The sequence below is a fragment of the Heyndrickxia acidiproducens DSM 23148 genome (genome assembly GCF_000374345.1).
GTDB classification, from domain to species: domain Bacteria; phylum Bacillota; class Bacilli; order Bacillales; family Bacillaceae_C; genus Weizmannia; species Weizmannia acidiproducens.
Window position 1 is genome coordinate 1 of the sequence record NZ_KB894034.1, and the last position, 15,352, is coordinate 15,352.

The following is a 15,352-nucleotide window of genomic DNA, read 5'->3' on the forward strand; positions in this document are numbered from 1 at the left end:
GGCAAAGCAGGCCGATATAAGATTTGGCAACATCACCATTTGAATATTCAGGGTTACGAGAAATATTTGGTAATTTATAGGCATTTAACTTTGAATCTAAATTTGTCTGATTTAGTAGGTTTCCTACAATAGCTAATCCTGCTTGGGCAGTAATTCGTTCATTCGTAGCTTCTATAATAAACTTTTTCATGAAATCACCTGATTGTGGAATTGGTTAAAATGGAACTCTGTCCATATTATACTAGATTTCATGCGGGTTTTTCGAGATTGAATGAAAATTTCGTCACGGATTCAGGTAAAAGTATATTAAATATGAGATGATTTTTGTCTCGCTGGGAAATCCATTGTATTGTTACCGATATTATAATCTACGGCTTCATTCAGTACTTAATGAAAGGGGAAGCGAAAATGTCACTGATCTCAAAACGGCAAAAAGATATACTGTTGTTGTTGGCAAAGTCTCCTGAAGCAGCATCCGCTCAGTGGATTGCGAAACAATTGAATTTAAGTGATCGGACCGTACGTAATGAGATTAAACAGCTTCAAGAAAAAAGTGATTTAATAGGTATAAAGATTGAAATGGTTAGGGGAATGGGCTACCGACTGATGATTATCGATTCTGAGAAGCTTTTAAAAGCAAAAGAAATCAGTCAGTTATCTAAATATTTTGCAGAACAGGAAGACCGGGTTGCGTACATATTAAAACGCCTGCTGCTGTCAAAAGATTTTTTGAAAATGGCAGAGTTCGAAAATGAAATGTTTGTTTCCAAATCAACGTTGCAAACGGATTTGAAGAAAGTACGCAAGCGCTTAGGAAAATACCAGCTTGAACTGATTACCCGTCCACACTACGGAAGTAAGGTAAAAGGGGATGAGTACATGAAAAGGCTCTGCCTCTCTCATTCTATTTTTAACAGGTATGGGGGAGATAAGCCGGAAACTAGCAATATTTCATTGCTGTTTGAACAAATAAGAGGGATATTGATCAAAAAAATAAACGAATATCAATTAATCATTTCAGACATTGAGTTAGAAAACTTAACTACTCATATTGCCATTGCCTGCAAAAGGATAGAGGAAGGGTTTATCATTGAAACTATACATCATCAATTTAACAAACAAGATTATGCTTTTGAATGGCTGGTTGCTGCGGAAATCATTCGGGAAGTTGAAGTGATTACCGGACTAAAGTTTCCAACTTCCGAAATTGATTATATTATGCTCCATTTACTAGGGACCAAAATGCTGCCAAAGGAAAATGTAGCGGCGCTCACAGGATTTGAGGAGGTAAATCCAATTGTGGAGAGCATTCTAGATCAATTACAAACGGGTTTTGGTTGGAATTTTCACAAAGATCAGGAGTTTGTTCAAGGTATCACACTGCATCTTCGCCCGGCGATCAATCGTCTAAGATTCCATATGGGTACCCGGAATCCTCTGCTGGAAGATATAAAAGAGAGGTATCCAGATGCATTTGAAGGGGCAGTAATGGTTAGCAAATGCATTGAGGATTCATTACAACTGAAAGCCAGCGAACATGAAATTGCTTATCTTGCTGTACACATCGGTGCAGCGCTTGAACGGATGAAGACAAAGAAGAAACGGACAAAAAAGGTGCTAATTGTCTGCGCAACCGGCGTTGGCAGCGCAAAACTTCTTTATTATCGTTTGAAAAATGTATTTGAAAAGGAAATCGAAATTGTTGGTACCATCAGCTACTATCATCTCTCCTCATATGATTTATCGAATGTCGACATTATTATTAGCACCTTGCCGGTTTCAAGTAATTTAAAAGTGCCAGTAGTCGTAGTTAACAATTTTTTGGAAGAGAAAGATGTAAGAAATATAGAAAATCATCTGGCTGCCAACCCTGATCCGGCCGAAAGATATCTCGCGCCTTCCAGAATTTTTATTCACCGGGAGTTGAGCAGCAAAGAAAGTATCATCCGTTACTTGTGTGGGGAATTATATAAACAAGATCTCGTTCCAAAAAATTATTTAGAAATGGTTTTAAAAAGGGAAAGTTTGGCTGCTACCTGTTATGGAAATTTGGTTGCTGTCCCTCACCCCATTGAACCTGTTACTGATCAAACCTTTTGGACTATTTGTACTTTGAAACATCCAATTCAATGGAGCGAAGAAAGGATGGTACAATTTGTCTGTCTATTAAATATAAAAAAAGAGCTCATGGGTACTCTAAACAGCATGTATCAGCAATTAGTTAAAGTAATAGAAAGTAAATCTACCGTTCAAAAGCTGATTAGTAGTACATCTGCAGAAAAAATCATTCGTATTATGTCAAGGCAGATAAGTTGATTTCATTACAATCAGCTTATTTTTTTTGAATTGATTTTTTCCATTTTCTTGAATTGATTTTTTCCATTTCCAGATGGAAATAAACCAATATAAAAATGATTCAATTAAATCATATAATAGAAGTAGTAAGTAATCTTTTATTTGGGAGGGATTCAGATGGAAGGAAAAGTTAGAATTTTACTAGTATGTTCAGCTGGAATGAGTACAAGCTTATTAATGACGAAAATGCAAAAATCAGCACAAGTAAGAGGAATCAATGCGGAAATCATGGCAATGTCATCTACAGAAGCGAATAAGTTTATTGCAAAAGAGCACATTGACGTGCTGTTATTAGGCCCTCAAGTTCGTTATATGAAAGCCAAATTTGAAAAGATGCTTTCTCCAAAAAGTATTCCATTGGCTGTTATTAATATGCAGGATTATGGAAAAATGAACGGTGAAAAAGTGCTGGAAACTGCATTACAGTTGATCAAAAACCGTGAATAAAGAGCATGTAGCGGGAAAGGATGTGGCTCATTTGGGAGAAAAGAAAGATCTGGATATGGTTATGGATCTAATCGTACATAGTGGCAATGCAAAAAGTCTTGGCATGGAAGCAATCCAAGTGGCAAAAAAGGGGAACTTTGAACAGGCAAAGGAAAAATTTGAAGAGGCAAATAATGAATTAGTAAAGGCTCATCATACTCAGACTGCGCTTCTCCAGCAAGAATCATTGGGTAATCGGCCTCAAGTTTCGTTGTTAATGGTACATGGACAGGATCATTTGATGAATGCGATTACATTCCTGGATTTAGCAAAAGAACTGGCGGAGGTTTATGAAACTCGTAATCGTCTGTAAAGGAAGAAGCAATTTTCTTTATACTTGAATGCAATGTTAAGATTGTGTCGCGTTAAAAATCAGATTAAATTAAAGAGGAGGAAAATTATGAAAAAAATAGGACTATCCATTTATCCTTCAAAAAGTGAATTTGAAAAAGACAAGGTTTACCTTGATCTTGCGCAACAGTATGGTTTTACAAGAATCTTTACAAGTTTACTTGAGATTAAGGGAAATCAGGATGAAGTCATTAGCAAATTTAAAAGGATTATAGAGTATGGGAATTCAATTGGAATGGAGACGATTTTGGATATAAATCCGGGATTATTTAAGCAATTGAATATTAGCTATGACGATCTTAAATTTTTTAAAGAACTGGGAGCTGCAGGAATTCGTCTTGATTTGGGCTTTTCCGGAGCAGAAGAAGCAAAAATGACAAAAAACCCGTACCAGCTGGCGATTGAAGTTAATATGAGCAGTGGTACAAGGTATATTGACAATATTATGAGTTATCAGCCAAATATTGAAAAATTGTACGCTTCCCATAATTTTTATCCGCAAAAGTACTCAGGCCTATCCCAAAGTCATTTTGAAAAAACAACCAAAATGTTTCGTGATCATCATATCCATACGGCGGCGTTTGTCACATCGCAGTATGGGGAGACAGGACCGTGGCCGGTGCTGGCCGGATTATGTACCCTTGAACAGCACCGAAATCTCACCCTTCAGACACAAATTACGCATTACCGTCTGATGGGGACAATTGACGATATTTTGATTGGAAATGCGTATGCTTCAGAAGACGAATTACGGATTATGTCTGAAATTTGGTTCAGTACTCATCCCTCATTTGAAATTCAATTGTTAAATGGTATTTCAGACTTGGAAAAAAAGATTGTTTTAGAGGAGGTCCATCAGTACAGGGGAGACTGTTCCGAGTATATGCTCCGTTCATCTGTAACCCGGTCGAAGTACAGGGGCGAAGATATCCGTCCGGATCATTTGCTGCCGATTAAGAGAGGTGACATTCTCATTTGTAACAACGCATTTGGCCAGTACAAAGGAGAAATACAAATCGCATTAAAAAACATGGAGAATGAAGGAAATCGCAATGTAGTCGGCCGCCTGAAAGATGAAACCGTCTTCTTATTGGATTATATCAAGCCATGGTCAAGCTTTAAATTTTCATTCAATAAAAATAGCCATTCATAATCGCTATTATTAAGGGAGTGAATTGAGTTGTTGGAAAAAATTGAAGCAATTGCGGGTAGAATTGGAAACCAGCGCCATCTCAGAGCATTAAGAGACGGGATCTTAATGAGTATGCCGCTCATTATTATCGGATCTTTTTTCCTCATTATTGGTAATTTGCCGATTACCGGCTACAATGATTGGTTAAGTAACATCGGTTTGGCAGCTATCTTTGGCAAAATTGTTAACGGATCATTTGGTCTCATGGCTATCGTTGCCGTATTCGGAATTGCGTACAGTTTAGCGGAGTACTATGATACAGATGGTGTGGCGGACGGCATCGTGGCACTTTCAAGTTTTATTATCGTTACTCCGGACTTGGTTGCTAAAGCTGGTTCCGGCATTCCTTATGCATATGTAGGGAGCGGTGGACTGTTTGTAGCAATCTTAATTGGATTAATCACTGCTGAAATCTTTAGATTCTTTGTTCAAAAAAACTTTACAATCAAAATGCCCGAGGGTGTACCTGTTGCAGTTGAAAAATCATTTGCTGCTCTAATTCCGGGTTTTATGGTCATTGTTTTCTGGAGCTTGATTTATCTGTTGTTGGATCTTTTTGGTGTCCAAAATATTCATACCTTATTAACAAATATCTTGGGTAAACCGCTTGGCGCATTGGGCGGTAGTTTATGGGGGACCCTTGTCATTGTTGCATTGAATTCTCTCTTCTGGTTTGTTGGAATCCATGGTGCAAATACGATTAACCCGGTTATCCAGCCGATTTGGCTGCAGAACACGGACGCCAACCGTATTGCATTCCAAGCTGGGAAGGAATTACCAAATATTGTGACGAATGAATTTATGATGAATTTTGTTTGGATGGGAGGCGGAGGAGCTACAATCGGACTCGTTATTTGTCTATGGCTGTTTGTTAGAAGTAAAAGCAATAAAGCAATGGGGCAACTATCCATTGCTCCGGGAATTTTCAATATTAACGAACCGGTTTTGTTTGGCTTGCCGGTTGTACTGAACTTTAAATTGGTAATCCCATTCATCTTGGCCCCCATGGTAAGTGCGGTCATCACCTACTTTGCAATGGCAACCGGACTCGTCGCGAAACCAGCTGGCATTGTTGTGCCGTGGACGATGCCGCCAATTATTAGCGGCTACCTCGCAACCGGCGGGAAAATTAGCGGTGCAATTATCCAAATCATCACACTTGCCATCTCTGTTCTGATTTACTATCCATTTGTAAAAATTATGGATAGAGCAGAGCTAAAGGTTGAAGCAAGTAATAAATTAGAAGAATCATCTGATAGCAATTTAATGGCATAAAATATATTCAGAAAATACATCTGTTTATGAAAAGGGCTTCCTGTACTCATTTATATGAACAATGGGAAGTCCTCTGCCTCTATTATTTTACCTTCACCCTACGATATTCGCCTCAATGACCAAAGTAGCCCGCGGATTTTACCAGTGATCCAGTACGTTGTCAATTACAATTTTCAAAGAAACCACTTAATTTCTCCTAATTAATATCGACAAACACTATTTGGTTGCCCTCGGCGGCATAAAATTCAAAATGGAATTCCATTTGTGCTATTTTTTCGCGTCTCGCCGGGCAGTTCATGATAATATTCTTTATATTTCTCATAAAAAAAGGTCTTATTTGTGAATCCGACACGGTACATAATATCGCGAATATTCTGTGATGTTGTAACGAGCAGAAAGTGTGCATTGATTAAGCGCTGCTGAGTAAGCAAAACATTGAAAGATTTACCCGTTTCTTTTTTTAAAAGGTTGCTGAGGTAGTTCTTATTATAATTGTATTTTTTCGCAACTTGTTCGAGTGTTAGGTCATCGTAACTTTGTTCGATATCCCTCAAAATTTTAATGACGAGCGACTGGCTGCTGCTCAATTTTAATGGTTTATCAAGTTTATAATAACGGACAAGCTGGGTCAGCAAAATATTTAGGTAAGAGGCGGTAATCACGTTATAATATGGCTCTTTATTAAGGTATTCTTTAATTAAAGTATCAATGGTTTGTACAATTTGCCCGTTCTTTTTTCTACTGAAAATAATAAATTTTTTCTGACCTTTCCCCCCATAGATAGCATTCAATAAGAAATCAAAAAGTAAACTATTGCTACTTTTTAAATCGTTTAACCACGATATACTGATATTTTTATTGCGAAACAAAATATTGATCATAATATCGTCTTCACCCAGTGCCTTAATTTCGTGTTTGCTGCCAATATCCAACAGCAATAGATCATGAGTGCTTAGATAGATCCTCTTGCCCTCAACAATTTGCTGGCAGCTACCCGATAGCATGTAGTTGATTTCAAAAAACTCATGGGTATGGAGAGGATAATCTGCATAACGAGGGTGTTTACTGATATAGACTTCTTTATTGTTAAAAAAATAATTTGCTTGCAGCACGATATCCGCCGATTTTTTACCAAATACGTAATCAGGGTAATCTTTCACAAAATGGCGGGTTTTAAACTGTTCGATTTCGATAGTCGATTTTTCTTTAAATTTTTGAAGTATATTCTCTTCCACTCGGATCGACTCCCCCACATGTAAATTTGATACTCATTATGCTAACTAATGTTATTGTAACACAATGCCGTTTACGATAAAACTAAATTGTAAGCGTTTCCCAATTGAAAAATTTTGGTGAGGAGGTATTAATATGGCAAGTGATAATTCTACTAAGTCAACGATAGCAGTTTCACTGACAAACTACTTGGATGCTGGCTCCATTGTTGCTGGGGCAAGCGGCCTGACATTATGGGCAAAAGAATTTGGATTAAGCAGTTTGCAGGTGGGGTTGCTGGGGGCATTAAGCGCAAATGCCTTTGGGGCAGCGATTGGGGCACTGATTGGCGGCAGATTGTCTGACAAGTATGGGCGTAAATTTATTTATACCTACAATTTGCTACTTTACATGCTTGGTGTTTTAATCGTTATTTTTTCATTCAATTTTCCAATGCTGTTACTAGGCTTTTTGATAACAGGGATATCCGTTGGAGCAGGTGTCCCGGCATCGTGGACGTACATTTCCGAAACCTCAGAGTCTACGAATCGGGCCCATAATATCGGCATTTCACAATTTGCCTGGTCACTCGGTCCGGCGATCATCTTTACACTTGGTTTAGCTTTTTCTCCACTTGGTCTATTAGGCAACCGGCTTGTGTTTGGATCATTGTTTGTCGTCGCCTTTATTGCTTGGAATTTGCAGCGCAAACTTCCAGAATCGAAAGACTGGGTCGAAAAGAAGAAGCAAGAGGACAAATCTGGAGAAAGGCCGCATCCTTATAGAGAACTTTTTTCCCAAATGGTTAATGTTAAGTCCATTTTGTTCCTGATTGGCGTTTACTGTTTATGGAATCTGGCCGCCGGTGTGCAAGGATTTTTCATGCCGTACATTTATTCTACGGTTGGCGGTTTGAGCAATATGCAGGCCAATTTATTATCGGCCGTGTTATGGATCTTTACGGCATTAACCGGTTACGTTGTTTTTGCCAAGTACGCCGATCGTGTCAGTCATCGCTGGATGTACTTTGTAGGCGCTTTAATGGCAGCACTTAGCTGGATTGCGATTACTTTTGGCAACATGGGATGGGGCGTTCTGTGGTCATTCGTTCTACTTTGGGGCTTATCGGCAGGTTTTGGAGCGCAAGCGTTTTATGCCTTATGGGCAACCGAGTTGTTTCCGACGCGCTAACGTGCCGGTTCACAAGGCATTATGTTTTTCATTGTCCGTGCTTCTGCCGGTGTGTGGTCAATCATTTTCCCACCAATTATGAATGCTATGGGATTTAAAGCTGCAGGCACAATGATTGTTGTCTTTTTAATCATCTCTCTTCTTGTTGGAACAATCTGGACGCCGAAAACAAGAGGGCGTTCACTGGATGAGATAACAAAAGAAAGATATGGTCAAGCTGGTTGAAAAATAGATGATTGAAAATAAACTGCATTTAATATGTAAGTATGATACTTTTTATATTCATTCAAGATATTGATCATTCAGATCTAAGTGTTTTAATAGAATTCGAAAACGTTTTCCAAGATATGAAAAGAGGTGAGTGCCTTGACAAATTATATTGCAGTCGATATAGGAGCTTCCAGCGGCCGGCTGATTTGGGGGACGAAAGAGGTGTCCGGCATTAAAGTACAAGAGATCCACCGCTTTACAAATGGTTTCAAACGAGAAAATGGACACGATCGCTGGGATATCGAACATTTAATTCATGAAATTTTTACCGGATTGGAAAAGGCATGGAAGCTGGGAATTCATCATGCGAAGCTTGGAATTGATACTTGGGCAGTGGATTATGTCCTCGTCGGCAAGGATGGGAAAAAAATTCAAAACCCCATTAGTTATCGGGACAGGCGGACACAGCATGCAATTGAAGAATTAACGACCGATTTGCCAAAAGAATATATTTATAAAAAAACCGGCATCCAGTTTCTTGAATTGAATACGCTTTACCAGCTTTACAAAGAAAATCGAGACGATTTAAAAAAAGCAGATAAAATTATGATGATTCCGGATTACATTGGTTATGTATTGACCGGCCATGCGGTAACAGAAGTGACCAATGCATCAACCACCCAGATGCTGAATATACGGGAAGGTCTTTTTGATACCGATTTATTAAAAAAAGTGAACGTTTATCCAGAGCAATTTCCTAAGTTGGTGGAATCAGGAACGGTGCTTGGCAATGTCTTGCAAAAGTGGCATAAAAAATACAAAATTCCTGATTGTGAAGTAATTACTGTTGCCACCCATGACACGGCTTCAGCTGTCGTCGGAACCCCGGGTATCGGAGATGATTGGGCATTTTTAAGCTCCGGAACATGGTCGCTGCTTGGCAGGGAATTAAACACACCGGAAAATGGGGTTAAAGCGTTCAAAGAAAATTATACAAATGAATGGGGCGCATACGGAACCTATCGCTTTTTGAAAAACATCATGGGGTTATGGATCATTCAATGCATTCGCCGCGAGCAGAACAATCGTTATTCATTTTCTGAAATTGCTTCACTAGCTGCACAGGTTCCGCCGTTTCAACAGTTCATTGATGTGAATAACACCCGATTTAATAATCCTGACAGTATGATTGGCGAATTAAAAGACTATTGCCGCGAAACAAATCAAAAAGTGCCGGAAACAACCGGCGAGCTGGCGGCAGCAGTATATTGCAACTTGGCACTGTTTTATGCCAATGAAATTGATAAGCTGCGTTCTATTACAAAACGTCCGATTCACGTATTAAATATTGTCGGGGGCGGCAGTAATATTGCACTTCTTAATCAATTAACGAGCAATTTGGCAAACGTTGAAGTAAAAGCGGGGCCATCCGAAGCAACGGCGATCGGGAATCTCCTGGTACAGATGATTACAACTGGTGATATTGCCGATTTAGCGGCAGCCAGAGCGTTGACCGCAAAATCGTTTGATATCAAAGTTTATCGTCCTGAATCTGGAAACAATGCCGAAGTATTAAATCAATATAAGGACTTCATGGCTCATAAGGAGGGGATCTCATGAAAAGAATTGCACAAATTATGTATCTGGATAAGGCGTATTATGATGAATATGAAAAGCGCCATGCCAATCTTTGGCCTGAAATGAAAAAAGCTTTAAAAGACCACGGTGCAACGAACTATTCTATTTTTCTAAATAAAGAAAATGGAGAGCTATTCGCTTACTTAGAAGTCCCGGATGTTGCGGGGTATAACCGGATTGCCCAAACAGATATTTGCAAGAAATGGTGGGAGTACATGGAACCGCTGATGAAAACGAATCCGGATAACAGCCCGGTTTCGCTGGATCTAAAAGAAGTTTTCCATCTAAACTAAAGAAAGAAGGATATGAAAATGAGAAACGAAGAAAAGATTTCGCAAGCGTACGAATTGGCAAAGGAACGTTATAAGGAAATCGGTGTAGATACGGAAAAAGCCATGGCTGCTTTACAAAAAGTTAAGATATCTATTCATTGCTGGCAAGGCGATGATATTCATGGCTTTTTGTTTCCAAATGCGGAATTAACCGGCGGCATCGGAGTTAGCGGCAATTATCCCGGTATTGCCCGGACGCCTGATGAATTGAGTAGTGATCTTTCGAAAGCTTTATCCTTAATTCCAGGGAAACATAAAGTACAACTGCATGCAATCTATGCTGTAACAAATAAGCAAAAAGATTTGGATGAACTCGAACCGGAAGATTTCAAGTATTGGGTAGACTGGGCTAAAGAAGAAGGCGTTGGTTTGGATATGAACGGAACCTTTTTCTCTCATCCAAAGTTGAAAAATGGCTTTACGCTTGCAAGCCCGGAGAAAGAAACCCGTGATTTTTGGATCGAACATGGCAAACGCACCCGGAATATTGCAGCATACTTCGGCAAAGAATTAGGTCAGCAGTCGGTGAATAATTTTTGGATTCCGGATGGGTATAAGGATAATCCGATTGACAAACTTTCGCCGCGTCTCCGTTTAATAGATTCACTGGATCAGATTATTGCGGAACCTATCGATGAGAACGATACGATAGAAGCATTCGAAGGAAAATTATTTGGCACCGGTGTTGAATCTTATACAGTCGGTTCCCATGAATTTTACGATAACTATGCGCTGACGAGAAATAAATTATGGACGATTGATGCCGGCCACTTCCATCCGACAGAAGATATTTCAGATAAATTCTCGGCATTTCTGCCTTTCGGAAAGGGATTAATGTTGCACGTTTCCCGTCCGGTACGCTGGGACAGCGACCATGTTGTGATTTTGGATGACGCTTTAATCCGTATCATGCGTTCTTTAGTCCGTGATAACGGATTAGATAAAACCAATATTGGACTGGATTTCTTCGATGCGACTATCAACCGTATTGCTGCCTGGGTTATTGGTGCCCGTGCGTCGCAAATTGCCCTTTTACAAGCAATGTTATCACCGATTGATCGCTTAAAAGAGGCTGAAAACGAAGGAGATTTCACAACTCGTTTGGCCTTCACGGAAGCATTGAAATCATATCCGTTTAGTGCGGTTTGGGATTACTTCTGTTTGAAAAACAATGTCCCTGCCGGTGCTGATTGGCTGAAAGTAGTTCGACAATATGAAGAAGACGTTTTGTTCAAGAGAAATGAAAAGTAAGGGAGATTGAGGAAATGGAGAAATTTATTCATTCACGTTATGTGAAAGAAGTCGCAAAAATCACCTACCAACTTTATGATCACGGCTGGGATGAGCGTAACGGCGGCAATGTCAGCTACCTTTTAACCAAAGATGAGATTGCCCCTTTTGAAGATACCGGAAAAGTTTGGCGCAACATTCCGATTCAATTTGACGGAAAAGAATTAGCCGGGAAGTATTTTCTTGTGACCGGAACCGGGCGCTATTTCAGGAATATAATTGATTTTCCCGAGAGAGATCTTGGTTTGGTAAGAATTGCAGAAGACGGCAAAAGTGTTGATCTGTTGTGGGGATTCGCAGATAACGGCCTGCCGACAAGTGAATTTCCTACGCATCTAATGGGCCATCAAACACGGTTGCAACAGGATAATAACCAGCGTGTAATCATGCACTGCCACCCGACAAATTTGATTGCCATGACTTTTACGCAGCCTTTGGATGAAAAGGCGTTAACCAAAATCCTCTGGAAAATGCAGACGGAGTCTTTGGTTGTTTTCCCTGAAGGGGTCGGCGTGCTCCCTTGGATGGTTCCCGGAACCGTTGCAATTGGTGAAGCAACTGCTGATAAATTAAAACACTTTCGCTCTGTTATCTGGCCGCAACACGGAATTTTTGCCAGCGGGACATCCATAGATGAGGCTTTTGGTCTAATTGAAACCATCGAGAAAGCAGCGCAAATTTGGACTTGTGTCCAAGCGCAGGGCGGAAAAATCCAACAAGAGATTACAGATCGCCAGCTGAACGATTTAGCAAAAGCGTTCGGTGTTACGCCAAAGGCAGGTTTTCTTGAAGTCTGAGCAGTGCAACAATTAAATGATTAGATGGTACTTGTACAAGTGCCATCTAATCATACTTGTGAAGTGTATCACAATTGTAAAAAGGAGGACTTGTATCGTGGCAAATCGAATCATATTAAACGCAACTTCCTATCATGGTGAAGGAGCTATTAAAGAAGTTCCAAATGAAGCGGTTAAAAGAGGTTACCAAAAGGCTCTGATTGTCACAGATGCTGACTTGGTGAAGTACAATGTTGTAAGCAAGGTTACGGAATTACTGGATGCAAGGGGTTTGGCCTATGAAGTTTTTGACCAAACTGTGCCGAATCCGACTATTTCAGTAGTGAAAGCCGGAGTAGCTGCTTATCAAAAAGCCGGCGCAGATTATATTATTGCCATTGGAGGAGGATCACCGATTGATACTGCAAAAGCCATCGGAATTATTGCGACAAATCCTGAACATGCAGATGTTTTAAGTCTTGAAGGAGAACCGGGTACGAAGAATCCGACGGCACCGATTTTTGCAATACCAACGACTTCCGGAACAGCAGCAGAAGTTACCATAAATTATGTCATAACGGATGAGTCCAACCATCGTAAATTTGTCTGCGTTGATCCGCATGGCATCCCCGCAGTTGCTTTTGTAGACAGTGATATGATGATGTCTATGCCAAAAGGATTGTGTGCAGCAACAGGAATGGATGCTTTAACCCATGCGATCGAAGGGTATATTACAAACGGTGCGTGGGAATTAACGGATATGATGCATATTAAGGCAATTGAAATTGTCGGGCGTTCGCTCCGGGCTTCAGTGGCAGGAGATGCAAAAGGCCGTGAAGATATGGCATTGGCGCAATACATTGCCGGAATGGGCTTTTCAAATGTTGGCTTAGGTTTGGTGCACGGAATGGCACATCCGCTAAGCGCATGGTATAATGTGCCACATGGCGTTGCTTGCGCAAGTTTGCTGCCGACGATCATGAAGTACAATGCCGGTTATACAGGTGAGAAATATCGCGATATTGCTAAAGTGCTGGGGGTTAAAGATGCTGATACATTAAGCCTTGATGACGCAAGGGAAGCAGCTGTTGCAGCCGTTGCACAATTAGGAAAGGATGTTGGAATTCCGCAAACGATAAGTGAATTAGGTGTTAAAGAGGAAGATATTCCGGCTATCGCCAAAGATGCTTTTGCAGATGTATGTACAGGCGGTAATCCAAGAGGAACAAATGTTGATGAGATCATAAGCCTGTATAAATCATTGCTATAGATTTATGAAAGTGAGTAGGGACTGATTTAGCTGTGCCTACGGATTTTATAGCTTCAGGTGTCACCGCTTGATCAAGAATTAAAAAAGCTGTGGAAGCATACGCTGAATTAGAAATTTCAAATTATAAATTGGAACTAAGTATAGTATGAAAGCCGCTCTTTTTGTAATGAAAAGAGCGGCTGTTATTTTGCTGATTTCTATTGCTATAAATGAGCACACTATCCCAGGAACTTTTTTTCAAATTAACTCAGTTCGCTTCCGGGATAATGTGCTCGTTTGTACTGCTTTCTATGGATCTATCAATAAATTTCCAGTTGGGTTACTTATAACTTGGAACTTCCAATGTTATATTGTAATTGTCTAATAGGTTGTATAAGTTATAGATTTCATCCACTTGTTTGTAAGCCCAGCCAATGTCTGTTGCATATTGGTGGGAGGCATAACCGTATGTTGCAGCGCTGTCTGGATTCCATCTCATTTTATATAATGTATCCTGTCCAACGCCAAGATAATTGCTATTGATAAATTTAGCTCCGCCAATGATGGCAGCTTCCGGAGTTGTCCAACCCTGGTTATAGGCATACGCGGCCCCGTTTTGTACGGCATTGCCATCATTCGCACCAATACCATACATATTATAAACCGTTTTGCCATTATACTGGACACCATTTGCAAGCTGGGATGTTCCATTACCTGTTTCAAGTAAGGCATGTGAAATCAAATAAATTTCATTTATCCCGTTTTGTTTTGCAGCTGTTAAAAATGCAGATGCTTTTCCAGCTAAAATGCCTTTACCAACAAGAATCTTTTGGTTCACTTCTGCTTCACTAAGATTGGCTGTCGTTGTTAATTTCAAAAATTGTAGTGAGCGAACTGGATCTGAAATGAAGTTAGCGGGATTTAAATAGTATTCCACTTCACTTTTAGTCGCTTTTTTCCATGTTTTGTTGTAACTGATTTGGTACCATGAATAGCCGTCATCACCTTTTACGGTGGATAAAATGGTTACCTTTGTACCTTCTTTAAGCGTTTCACCCACTTCATGATTTTTCGCGCCAGCACCATCCCTGACATGCCAATTTCCATTTTGGACAACGCCTGTTGTGCCACTTGACAGCTTAATGGCATCACTTCTGATATATCGTTTGCTTGTGTCTGTTTGTGGTGAAACCTTTGTTTCAATATTTGCAAATTCATCTAATGAAAGATCGTATGTTTGATGAGCTGTTGTAACCTTACCATTGGATGGTGTTGCAGCGGATTTTAAATATTTTGTGCTGACATAACCAATTTTTCCACTTATCTCCACCTTTGCCCAACCGTCATTTTCAGAATAGACCTTTACAGCTGTTCCTTTATCAAGGACATCAATCACATCTGTTGAGGTAGAAGCCCCTTTGCGTAAATTCACATCAGCTGTCGTATATTTTGTGACCGTAGAAACGGGTGTTTGATCGGAACTATTATTGCTGTTTGATGCTGTTTCCTTTTCTGTATTTGCATCAGGGTTTGAACTTGCCAGATAAGATGCAAGCACATAACCGGTTTGGCTTCCAGCTTTCACTTTTGCCCATGGGCCTGAGGTTGAGTAAACCGTAACTTGTTCGCCTCTTTGGAGACTCGCTAACCTTCTGCCGCCAGTTGAGGCTTTTGAACGTAATAATAAATGGGAACCTTTGTCCACATTTACATATTTCGTTGTTGTTTTGGCTGGTGATGAAGCGTTTGTTGTACTGCTGTCAGGCTTTGTGTTTACCAAATAAGATGCATGCAC

The 15,352-nt window shown here is 40.0% G+C and carries 12 protein-coding genes and 2 pseudogenes; 11 read left to right on the top strand and 3 right to left on the bottom strand.

The window, feature by feature from the left end:
- Positions 1-190: pseudogene (locus C232_RS0116345) on the bottom strand (IS1380 family transposase); the annotation flags it as partial.
- Between the two features lie 218 nt (positions 191-408).
- On the opposite strand from C232_RS0116345, the gene C232_RS0116350 reads away from it, so the two are divergent.
- The 5 genes from C232_RS0116350 to celB all read left to right on the top strand — a co-directional run bounded on the left by C232_RS0116350 (position 409) and on the right by celB (position 5,659).
- Positions 409-2,316, top strand: coding sequence for a BglG family transcription antiterminator (locus C232_RS0116350; RefSeq protein ID WP_018665230.1), 1,908 nt, complete (start codon positions 409-411; stop codon positions 2,314-2,316).
- A gap of 156 nt (positions 2,317-2,472) precedes the next feature.
- Positions 2,473-2,802, top strand: coding sequence for a PTS sugar transporter subunit IIB (locus tag C232_RS0116355; protein WP_018665231.1), 330 nt, complete (start codon positions 2,473-2,475; stop codon positions 2,800-2,802).
- Between the two features lie 31 nt (positions 2,803-2,833).
- Positions 2,834-3,154 carry a PTS sugar transporter subunit IIA gene (locus C232_RS0116360; RefSeq protein ID WP_018665232.1) on the top strand — a complete coding sequence of 107 codons (321 nt, stop codon included), beginning with the start codon at positions 2,834-2,836 and terminating at the stop codon, positions 3,152-3,154.
- 87 nt (positions 3,155-3,241) lie between these two features.
- Entirely contained in the window at positions 3,242-4,345 is a 1,104-nt protein-coding gene (locus tag C232_RS0116365; protein WP_018665233.1) for a DUF871 domain-containing protein, read from the top strand.
- 27 nt (positions 4,346-4,372) lie between these two features.
- Positions 4,373-5,659 (top strand): PTS cellobiose transporter subunit IIC, encoded by a 1,287-nt coding sequence (celB, locus tag C232_RS0116370; protein ID WP_018665234.1) that lies wholly within the window; start codon positions 4,373-4,375, stop codon positions 5,657-5,659.
- 245 nt (positions 5,660-5,904) lie between these two features.
- On the opposite strand, the gene C232_RS0116375 is transcribed toward celB, so the two are convergent.
- Positions 5,905-6,894: an AraC family transcriptional regulator gene (locus C232_RS0116375; RefSeq protein ID WP_018665235.1), complete on the bottom strand. Its 990-nt coding sequence runs from the start codon at positions 6,892-6,894 to the stop codon at positions 5,905-5,907.
- A 133-nt stretch (positions 6,895-7,027) separates the two neighbouring features.
- Here C232_RS0116375 and C232_RS18895 point away from each other — a divergent pair.
- The 6 genes and pseudogenes from C232_RS18895 to fucO all read left to right on the top strand — a co-directional run bounded on the left by C232_RS18895 (position 7,028) and on the right by fucO (position 13,578).
- Positions 7,028-8,287, top strand: a pseudogene (locus C232_RS18895) (MFS transporter).
- Positions 8,288-8,428: 141 nt separating this feature from the next.
- Positions 8,429-9,892: a rhamnulokinase gene (gene rhaB, locus C232_RS0116385; protein WP_018665238.1), complete on the top strand. Its 1,464-nt coding sequence runs from the start codon at positions 8,429-8,431 to the stop codon at positions 9,890-9,892.
- Positions 9,889-10,203 (top strand): L-rhamnose mutarotase, encoded by a 315-nt coding sequence (rhaM, locus tag C232_RS0116390; protein ID WP_018665239.1) that lies wholly within the window; start codon positions 9,889-9,891, stop codon positions 10,201-10,203. The genes rhaB and rhaM overlap by 4 nt, the downstream gene beginning before the upstream one ends.
- 18 nt (positions 10,204-10,221) lie before the next feature.
- Entirely contained in the window at positions 10,222-11,493 is a 1,272-nt protein-coding gene (locus C232_RS0116395; RefSeq protein WP_018665240.1) for an L-rhamnose isomerase, read from the top strand.
- Between the two features lie 14 nt (positions 11,494-11,507).
- On the top strand, positions 11,508-12,329 hold the full coding sequence (gene rhaD, locus C232_RS0116400) for a rhamnulose-1-phosphate aldolase (RefSeq protein WP_018665241.1): 822 nt from the start codon (positions 11,508-11,510) through the stop codon (positions 12,327-12,329).
- Positions 12,330-12,426: 97 nt separating this feature from the next.
- Positions 12,427-13,578, top strand: coding sequence for a lactaldehyde reductase (fucO, locus tag C232_RS0116405; protein WP_018665242.1), 1,152 nt, complete (start codon positions 12,427-12,429; stop codon positions 13,576-13,578).
- Positions 13,579-13,897: 319 nt separating this feature from the next.
- Here the strand turns inward: fucO and C232_RS0116410 are convergent.
- Positions 13,898-15,352: SH3 domain-containing protein (locus C232_RS0116410; protein ID WP_018665243.1), on the bottom strand; the 1,455-nt coding region annotated here is incomplete at its 5' end.